Genomic DNA, 7,181 nt, shown 5'->3' with positions numbered 1-7,181 from the left:
GTTCCGATTCGCTGACGGCCCGCTGCCGCTACAGACGCCGTACGGCCGCCGCGATCCGCTCGTCCGTCGCCGTCAGGGCCACGCGGACGAACTCCGCGCCCGCCGAGCCGTAGAAGTCACCGGGGGCCACGAGGATGCCTCGCTCCGCGAGGTGGGCGACCGTGTCCCAGCAGGATTCGCCCCGGGTGGCCCACAGGTAGAGGCTGGCCTCGCTGTGCTCGATGCGGAAGCCGTGGGACAGCAGGGCCTCGCGCAGGAGGGCACGGCGGGCCGCGTAGCGCTCGCGCTGGACGCGGACATGGTCGTCGTCGCCCAGGGCCGCCACGACGGCCGCCTGCGTCGGCGCGGACGTCATCATGCCGCCGTGCTTGCGGATCTCCAGGAGAGGGCTCAGGACGGCCGGGTCGCCGGCCAGGAAGGCCGCGCGGTAGCCCGCGAGGTTCGAGCGCTTGGAGAGGGAGTGGACGGACACGATGCCGTCGTACGAGCCGCCGTTGACGTCGGGGTGCAGCACCGAGACCGGGTCGGCCTCCCAGCCCAGCTCCAGGTAGCACTCGTCGGAGAACAGCAGGATGCCGTGCTCACGGGCCCAGACCACGATCCGGGTGAGGTCCGCCTTCGACAGGACCTTGCCCGTGGGGTTCGACGGAGAGTTCAGCCAGAGCAGCTTCAGGCCCTCGGGGTCCAGCTCCGTCGGGTCGTCGTAGACCTCGTACTCGGCGCGGGCCAGGCGTGCGCCCACCTCGTACGTCGGGTAGGCAAGCCGCGGGTAGGCCACCCGGTCGCCGGGGCCCAGGCCCAGCTGGGTCGGGAGCCAGGCGACGAGTTCCTTGGAGCCGACGATCGGCAGGACGTGGCGGTGGGTGACGTCGCGGGCGCCGAGGCGGCGCTCGACCCAGCCGGTGATCGCGTCGCGCAGCTCGGGCGTGCCCCAGACGGTCGGGTAGCCCGGCGAGTCCGCCGCGTCGACCAGCGCCTTCTGGATCAGCTCGGGGACCGGGTCGACCGGGGTGCCGACGGACAGGTCCACGATGCCGTCCGGGTGGGCGGCGGCCGTGGCCTTGAACGGCGTCAGCTTGTCCCAGGGGAAAGCGGGGAGACGGTCGGAGACTGCGGACACGGTTTCTGGCTCACTTTCTGGCACGTACGAGCCCTCTGGGCAAACGCCTCGGCCCCGTACGGCGATCAAGGTGATCAGGCCGTACGGGACCGAGGCGGCACGGTGTGCGGCCGCTTGCGGTGGCTAGGCCTGTGGCGGCAGCGCGGCGATGAAGGGGTGGTCGCGCTCGATCAGCCCCAGCTTGCTGGCGCCGCCGGGCGAGCCGAGCTCGTCGAAGAACTCGACGTTCGCCTTGTAGTAGTCCTTCCACTCCTCCGGGGTGTCGTCCTCGTAGAAGATCGCCTCGACCGGGCAGACCGGCTCACAGGCACCACAGTCGACGCATTCGTCCGGGTGGATGTACAAGGACCGGGAGCCCTCGTAGATGCAGTCGACCGGGCACTCCTCGATGCACGCCTTGTCCTTGACGTCGACACAAGGCTGCGCGATGACGTAGGTCACGCTGTCGTTCCTCCTCGATAGGGCGCTGGCGGGCCTCCTCAGGCTCCGCCGCCTGGCGCGCGGGAGCGCGGCGTCGTCGATGCCCGCCCCTAGTATCTCCGTTCTTGGGCATGATCCGAACAGGAGGGGTGTACCGACCTGTGGAAATCTCTGCCGCCGGGCGTCTCGAGGTGGCCATCACCGCTGCTGACGTGGGCAAACGGGTCTCCGTACGGAGCATGATCGAACATGCGGCTCCGGGTGAGAAGTTCACCGACACGGTCGGCGTTCTCACATCATGGGACAAGGGTGTGCTGCTGATCACACGCCGGGACGGCGAGAGCGTCCGCATCGCGGAATCCGCGCTGGTCGCCGGCAAGGTGGTGCCCGCCGCCCGGGCGCGTCGCCGTGGTCCGGCCGCCTCGTACGAGGAACTGGCCCGGGCCGCCGCGCGGGCCTGGCGGCCCGTGGAGAGCGAGCGGCTCGGCGACTGGGAGCTGCGGGCCGCGTCCGGGTTCACACGGCGGGCCAATTCGGTGCTGCCCCTCGGCGAGCCGGGCATGCCGCTCGACGAGGCGCTGAGCGCCGTCCGGCGCTGGTACGGCGACCGCGGGCTTCCCGCCTACGTCCAGACCGCGACCGGCGCCGAGGGCACGCAGGAGCTGCTGTGCGCCGAGCTGGAGGCGCGGAGCTGGGTGCGGGAGGTGACCGCCGAGCTGTGGATCGGCCCGCTGGCACCGGTCGCCGACCGTGCCGACCCGGCGGGCGTCCTGCTGTCCCGGGAGGCGGACGAGGCGTGGCTGGCCCGGTACCAGCGCAAGGGCGTGAGCGAGGTGGCGCTGCGGGTGCTCGGGAGCGGGCCTTCGGTGTGGTTCGCCACGGTTCCGGGCGCGGTCGAGGGTGCCGCTCCGGCCGCCGTCGGGCGGTGTGTCGTCGACGGGCGGTGGGCCGGATTCGCCGCCGTCGAGGTCGATCCGGAGCTGCGGCGACAGGGGCTGGGCACGGTCGTGATGGCCGCGCTGGCCCGGCGGGCCCTCGACGAGGGGGCGTCGGCCGCGTGGCTCCAGGTCGAGGCCGAGAACACGGGAGCGCGGGAGCTGTACACCGGGATGGGCTTCGCCGCGCACCATGCCTACCACCACTACCGGGCGCCGGAATCCGGCGGCACCGGCCGGTAACCGATCGTCGTGAGAGGGCACGAGCCAGGTATGCGTCCCCCCTATCCCCCGTCCCCGGAGCGCTCCGCCGAGCTGCGGCGGCGGTTCGCCGAAGAGGCCCGGTCCGAGCGGCCCGATCTGTCGACGCTGTGCCTGCTGGTGGGCGCGGAGGCGGACCGGGAGCTGGACGAGGCGGGTCTGGACACCGCGCAGGTCGAGCTGGACCGGCTGGCCGGGCTGCTGCCGTACCGGCCCGGCGGGCCGCGGGCCTGGGCGGTCGCCCTGCGGGAACTGCTCGGTGAGCGGATGGGTTTCGGCGGCAGCCCGGCCGACTACCAGCGGCTGGAGTCCTCACTGCTGCACGAGGTGCTGGTGCGGCGCCGGGGGCTGCCGATCCTGCTGTCCGTGGTGTGGATGGAGGTGGCCCGGCGGGCCGGGGCACCGGTGTACGGGGTGGCCCTGCCGGGGCATTTCGTGGTCGGGTTCGGGCCTGACGAGGGGCAGGTGCTCGCCGATCCGTTCGACGGGGGGCGGGTGCTGACGGGGGCGGACGCGGAGGTGCTGGTCGCCGGGGCGACGGGGACGGGGCGGCTCGATCCGGAGATGCTGCGGCCGGCGGATCCGCTGGAGGTGGTGCTGCGGATCCTGAACAACGTGCGGGCGTGGGCGGCGGCTCGGCCGGAGCGGTCGGATGTCGCGCTGTGGGCGGTGGAGTTGTCGCTGCTGTTGCCTTCGCATCCGGCTCGGTTGCGGTACGAGCGGGCGCGGTTGCTTGTTCAGCGGGGGGAGTTCCTGGGCGGGGCCTCGGAGCTGGAGGCCTATGCGGAGGTGGTGGAGGCCGTGGATGAGGCTGCGGCCGAGCGGGTTCGGGGGGAGGCTTTTGCGGCTCGGGCGATGCTCAACTGATGCCGCCATCGCCGTTAGGGGCTTGTGTTGTGTTGCGTGTGCGGGTGCGTGGGGGTTCTTCGCGCAGTTCCCCGCGCCCCTGAGGGTGATTTACAACCAGCCCTTTTCTCGTGCTGTTCGGACCGCTTCTGCTCGGTTTCTTACCGCGAGCTTCTGGATGGCCGTGCTGAGGTAGTTGCGGACCGTGCCCTGGGAGAGGTGCAGGGCTGCTGCCAGTTCGGCGTTGGTGGAGCCGTCCGCCGCCGCTCTGAGGACCTCTCGCTCTCGGTCCGTGAGGGGGTTGGCGCCGTCTGCCAGGGCCGCTGCCGCGAGGGTGGGGTCGATGACGCGTTCGCCGGTGAGGACCTTGCGGATCGCCTCGGCGAGCTGGGCGGCGGGGGCGTCCTTGACCAGGAAGGCGTCGGCGCCGGACTCCATGGCGCTGCGGAGGTAGCCGGGGCGGCCGAAGGTGGTGAGGATGACCAGCTTCACGGCCGGGAGCTCCGCGTGGAGGCGGGCCGCGGCCTCTATGCCCGTCGCGCCGGGCATCTCGATGTCCAGGAGGGCCACGTCGACGGCGTGTTCGCGGGCCGCTTCCAGGACCTCGTCGCCGCGGGCCACCTGGGCGACGACCTCGATGTCCGCTTCCAGGCCGAGCAGGGCGGCCAGGGCCTCGCGGACCATCGACTGGTCCTCGGCCAGGAGGACCTTGATCGTGCGGCTCATGCGGGGGATCCTACGTCCGCCGGGTCTGCCGTCGGCACGCGGGCGACCAGGCGGAAGCCGTGCCTGAGCGGGCCTGCCTCCAGGGCGCCGCCCGCCTTGGCCAGGCGTTCGGTGAGGCCCGTGAGGCCGTTGCCGTAGCCGTCGCCCGGGCCGCCCGAGCCGTTGTCCTCGACGGTGAGTTCGAGCACCGGGCCGTCGAGGGTCTGGCGGCGCAGCAGCTCGACCGTGCAGCTGCGGGCGCCGCTGTGCCGTACGACGTTGGTGACCGCCTCGCGCAGGGCCCAGGCGAGGGCGGACTCGCTCTCCTCGGGGACTCCGGCGAGGCCGGGCGGCTCGGCGGGCAGGTCGGTGGTGACGCCGGCCGCGGTCAGGGCGACCCGGGCACCGGCGAGTTCGGCGCTCAGGCGGGGGCGCCGGTAGCCGGTGACGGCCTCGCGTACGTCCACGAGGGCCTGGCGGCTGACCTGCTCGATGTCGGCGACCTGCTGGGCCGCCTTGTCGGGCTCGGCGGGGAGCATACGGCCGGCCAGCTCGCTCTTGAGGGTGATCAGGGACAGGGAGTGGCCGAGCAGGTCGTGCAGGTCCCTGGCCAGGCGCAGGCGTTCCTCGTTGGCGGCGAGCTGGGCGACGGTGGCGCGGGCCTCGCGCAGGGCGATGGCCGTCCGGACGAGTTCGCGTACACCGGTCATGGCGAAGCCGCCGAGCAGGGCCGGGATGAGGAGCCCGGCCAGGAAGGAGTGACCGTCCGGCACCGCGAACGCCACGGCGGTCAGCAGCGCGCACGCGGCCGGGATCGTCCAGCGGTCCATGCGCAGGGGCAGGGCCGCACCGGACGCGATCGAGACGTACACGAACAGCACCAGCCACTCGCGGCCCAGGGTGAGGGCGAGAAGCGTCGACTGGGCCGCGAGGACCCCGAGCGAGCCGAGCACCAGGGCGTTGCGCTCGCCGCGGCCGGTGCGGAAGACCAGCAGCATGTACCAGGTGACGAACGCGGCCAGGCCGATCCAGCCGAGGATCCGCACCCCCGTGCTGTGGCCGCCGTGCAGCAGGTCGGTGACGGGCGCGCTCAGATAGACCAGCCAGATGCCGGTCCACAGCGATTTCACCACCCGCTGCCTGCGGTTGACCGGGCGCTGCCCGATCCCGACGCCGACGTCGTTCACGCCTTCAGGGTGTCCTTCCGGTACAGCCAGGCAGCGCCGCCCGCGAACAGGGCGAACGACACCACGAGGACGGCGAGGTCCTGGACGTGCGGGGCGCGGCTCTGCTCGATGGCCTGCCCCAGGGCAGCGTACGCGTGCGTGGGAAGCCACTTCGCGATGTCCTGGAGCCAGTCCGGGAACGTCGTCGTGGGCATCCACAGGCCGCCGAGCATCGACAGGCCGAAGTAGGTGATCATCGTGATCGGGCGGACCGCGTCGCCGCTGGCGAGGTAGCCGAGGGCGACGCCGAGCGCGGCGAAGACGAGGCTGCCGGCCCAGATCGCGCCGGTGAGGGCGAGCCACTGCCAGGCGTCGAGGCGTACGTCCTTCACGGCCGCCGCGACGGCGAAGACGATGACGATGGACGGCAGGCTGACGACGGCGGCGCTCGCGGTCTTGGCGAGGACGTAGCCGCGGCCCGGCAGGGTGGTCAGGCGCAGTTGCCGCACCCAGCCGCCCTCGCGCTCCTTGGCGATGCGCTCGCTGTTGCCCATGAGGACGGCCGTGAGGGCGCCGAAGGAGGCCATGGAGACCATCATGTAGGTCGGCAGGGTCAGGCCGGTGCCGGGGACCTTCGTGGTGCTGTCGGCGTTGCCCGCGATGATCAGGAAGAGCACCGACGGGTAGATCACGGAGAAGAACAGGAACTTGCGGTTGCGCAGGGCGCGGGTGAGTTCCAGCTTGATCAGGCTGTTCACTTCGACTTCGCCTCCTCGGCGGCGGTGATCGCGACGAAGGCCTGCTCCAGGCCGAGTCCGGCGACTTCGAGATTGCGGGGGTAGACGCCGAGGCCGTAGAGGGCGTGGACGGTCGCGTCGGCGTCGGTGGACTGGATGCGGACGGTCCGGCCGGAGACGGCCAGGGAGGTCAGGAAGGGCAGGCCGCGCAGGGCCGCCTCGTCGACGGTGTCCGCCAGGTCGAAGGAGACGCGGCGGGCGCCCGCCTTGGCCTTGATCTCGGCGGCCGTGCCGTCGGCGAGGAGCCGGCCGCGGTGCAGCACGAGGACCCGGTCGGCGATGGCGTCGGCCTCTTCGAGGTAGTGGGTGGCGAAGAGGACGGTCCGGCCCTGGTCGGCCTGTTCGCGCATGGTGGCCCAGAAGGCCTGGCGGGTGGTGACGTCCATGCCGGTGGTGGGCTCGTCCAGGACGATGAGGTCGCTGTCGCCGGCCGTGGCGAGGGCGAAGCGGACGCGCTGGGCCTGGCCGCCGGAGAGCTTGTTGACCTTACGGCCGGCGATCTGCGCGATGCCCGCGCGGGACAGCACCTCGGAGGGCTGGTACGGCTTCGGGTGCAGATCGCAGGCGAGTCGCACCAGTTCGGCGACCGTGACCTCGTCCATCAGCCCGCCGCTCTGCAGCATGGCGCCCACGCGCCCGGCGACGATGGCCTCCCGGGGGCCGGCGCCGAAGAGGCGGACCGTGCCGCTGTCGGGCTTCTTGAGTCCGAGGAGCAGATCGAGGGTGGTGGACTTGCCGGCGCCGTTGGGGCCGAGCAGCGCCACGGTCTCCCCCGGGCGCAGGTCCAGAGTCAGTCCGTCCACGGCCCGGACGGTGTCGTATGCCTTGCTCACCTGGTCGAACGTGCGCGCGGCCGAGGCGCTGCGCCCCGACGTGGTCCTGCTGGACATCTACCTGCCCGACATGGACGGCATCGGTGTGCTGCGCGCGC

The 7,181-nt window shown here is 72.3% G+C and carries 7 protein-coding genes and 1 pseudogene; 2 read left to right on the top strand and 6 right to left on the bottom strand.

Going from position 1 to position 7,181, the window contains the following annotated elements:
- Positions 1-28: 28 nt before the first annotated feature.
- Both ACWIF2_RS39500 and fdxA read right to left on the bottom strand, forming a co-directional pair.
- Complete coding sequence (locus ACWIF2_RS39500) at positions 29-1,120, bottom strand: bifunctional succinyldiaminopimelate transaminase/glutamate-prephenate aminotransferase (RefSeq protein ID WP_454366392.1); 1,092 nt, start codon at positions 1,118-1,120, stop codon at positions 29-31.
- Between the two features lie 123 nt (positions 1,121-1,243).
- Entirely contained in the window at positions 1,244-1,561 is a 318-nt protein-coding gene (gene fdxA, locus ACWIF2_RS39495) for a ferredoxin (RefSeq protein WP_010047804.1), read from the bottom strand.
- A 140-nt stretch (positions 1,562-1,701) separates the two neighbouring features.
- On the opposite strand from fdxA, the gene ACWIF2_RS39490 reads away from it, so the two are divergent.
- Positions 1,702-2,718 carry a GNAT family N-acetyltransferase gene (locus tag ACWIF2_RS39490; protein WP_454366390.1) on the top strand — a complete coding sequence of 339 codons (1,017 nt, stop codon included), beginning with the start codon at positions 1,702-1,704 and terminating at the stop codon, positions 2,716-2,718.
- Positions 2,719-2,748: 30 nt separating this feature from the next.
- Complete coding sequence (locus ACWIF2_RS39485; protein ID WP_454366388.1) at positions 2,749-3,603, top strand: transglutaminase family protein; 855 nt, start codon at positions 2,749-2,751, stop codon at positions 3,601-3,603.
- Between the two features lie 90 nt (positions 3,604-3,693).
- Here ACWIF2_RS39485 and ACWIF2_RS39480 read toward each other — a convergent pair whose 3' ends face one another.
- The 4 genes and pseudogenes from ACWIF2_RS39480 to ACWIF2_RS39465 form a co-directional block, all read right to left on the bottom strand.
- Positions 3,694-4,308, bottom strand: coding sequence for a response regulator (locus tag ACWIF2_RS39480; protein ID WP_454366386.1), 615 nt, complete (start codon positions 4,306-4,308; stop codon positions 3,694-3,696).
- The gene (locus ACWIF2_RS39475; RefSeq protein WP_454366384.1) at positions 4,305-5,474 is read right to left on the bottom strand and encodes a sensor histidine kinase; all 1,170 of its coding nucleotides are present in this window, start codon (positions 5,472-5,474) and stop codon (positions 4,305-4,307) included. The genes ACWIF2_RS39480 and ACWIF2_RS39475 overlap by 4 nt, the downstream gene beginning before the upstream one ends.
- Positions 5,471-6,211 (bottom strand): ABC transporter permease, encoded by a 741-nt coding sequence (locus ACWIF2_RS39470; RefSeq protein ID WP_454366382.1) that lies wholly within the window; start codon positions 6,209-6,211, stop codon positions 5,471-5,473. Before ACWIF2_RS39470 ends, ACWIF2_RS39475 begins: the two co-directional genes overlap by 4 nt.
- Positions 6,208-7,056: pseudogene (locus ACWIF2_RS39465) on the bottom strand (ABC transporter ATP-binding protein); the annotation flags it as partial. The gene ACWIF2_RS39470 and the pseudogene ACWIF2_RS39465, both read right to left, overlap by 4 nt.
- Positions 7,057-7,181: the final 125 nt, after the last annotated feature.

The organism is Streptomyces sp. NPDC055506 (genome assembly GCF_053643595.1).
This window is presented reverse-complemented; position numbering and strand designations above follow the sequence as displayed.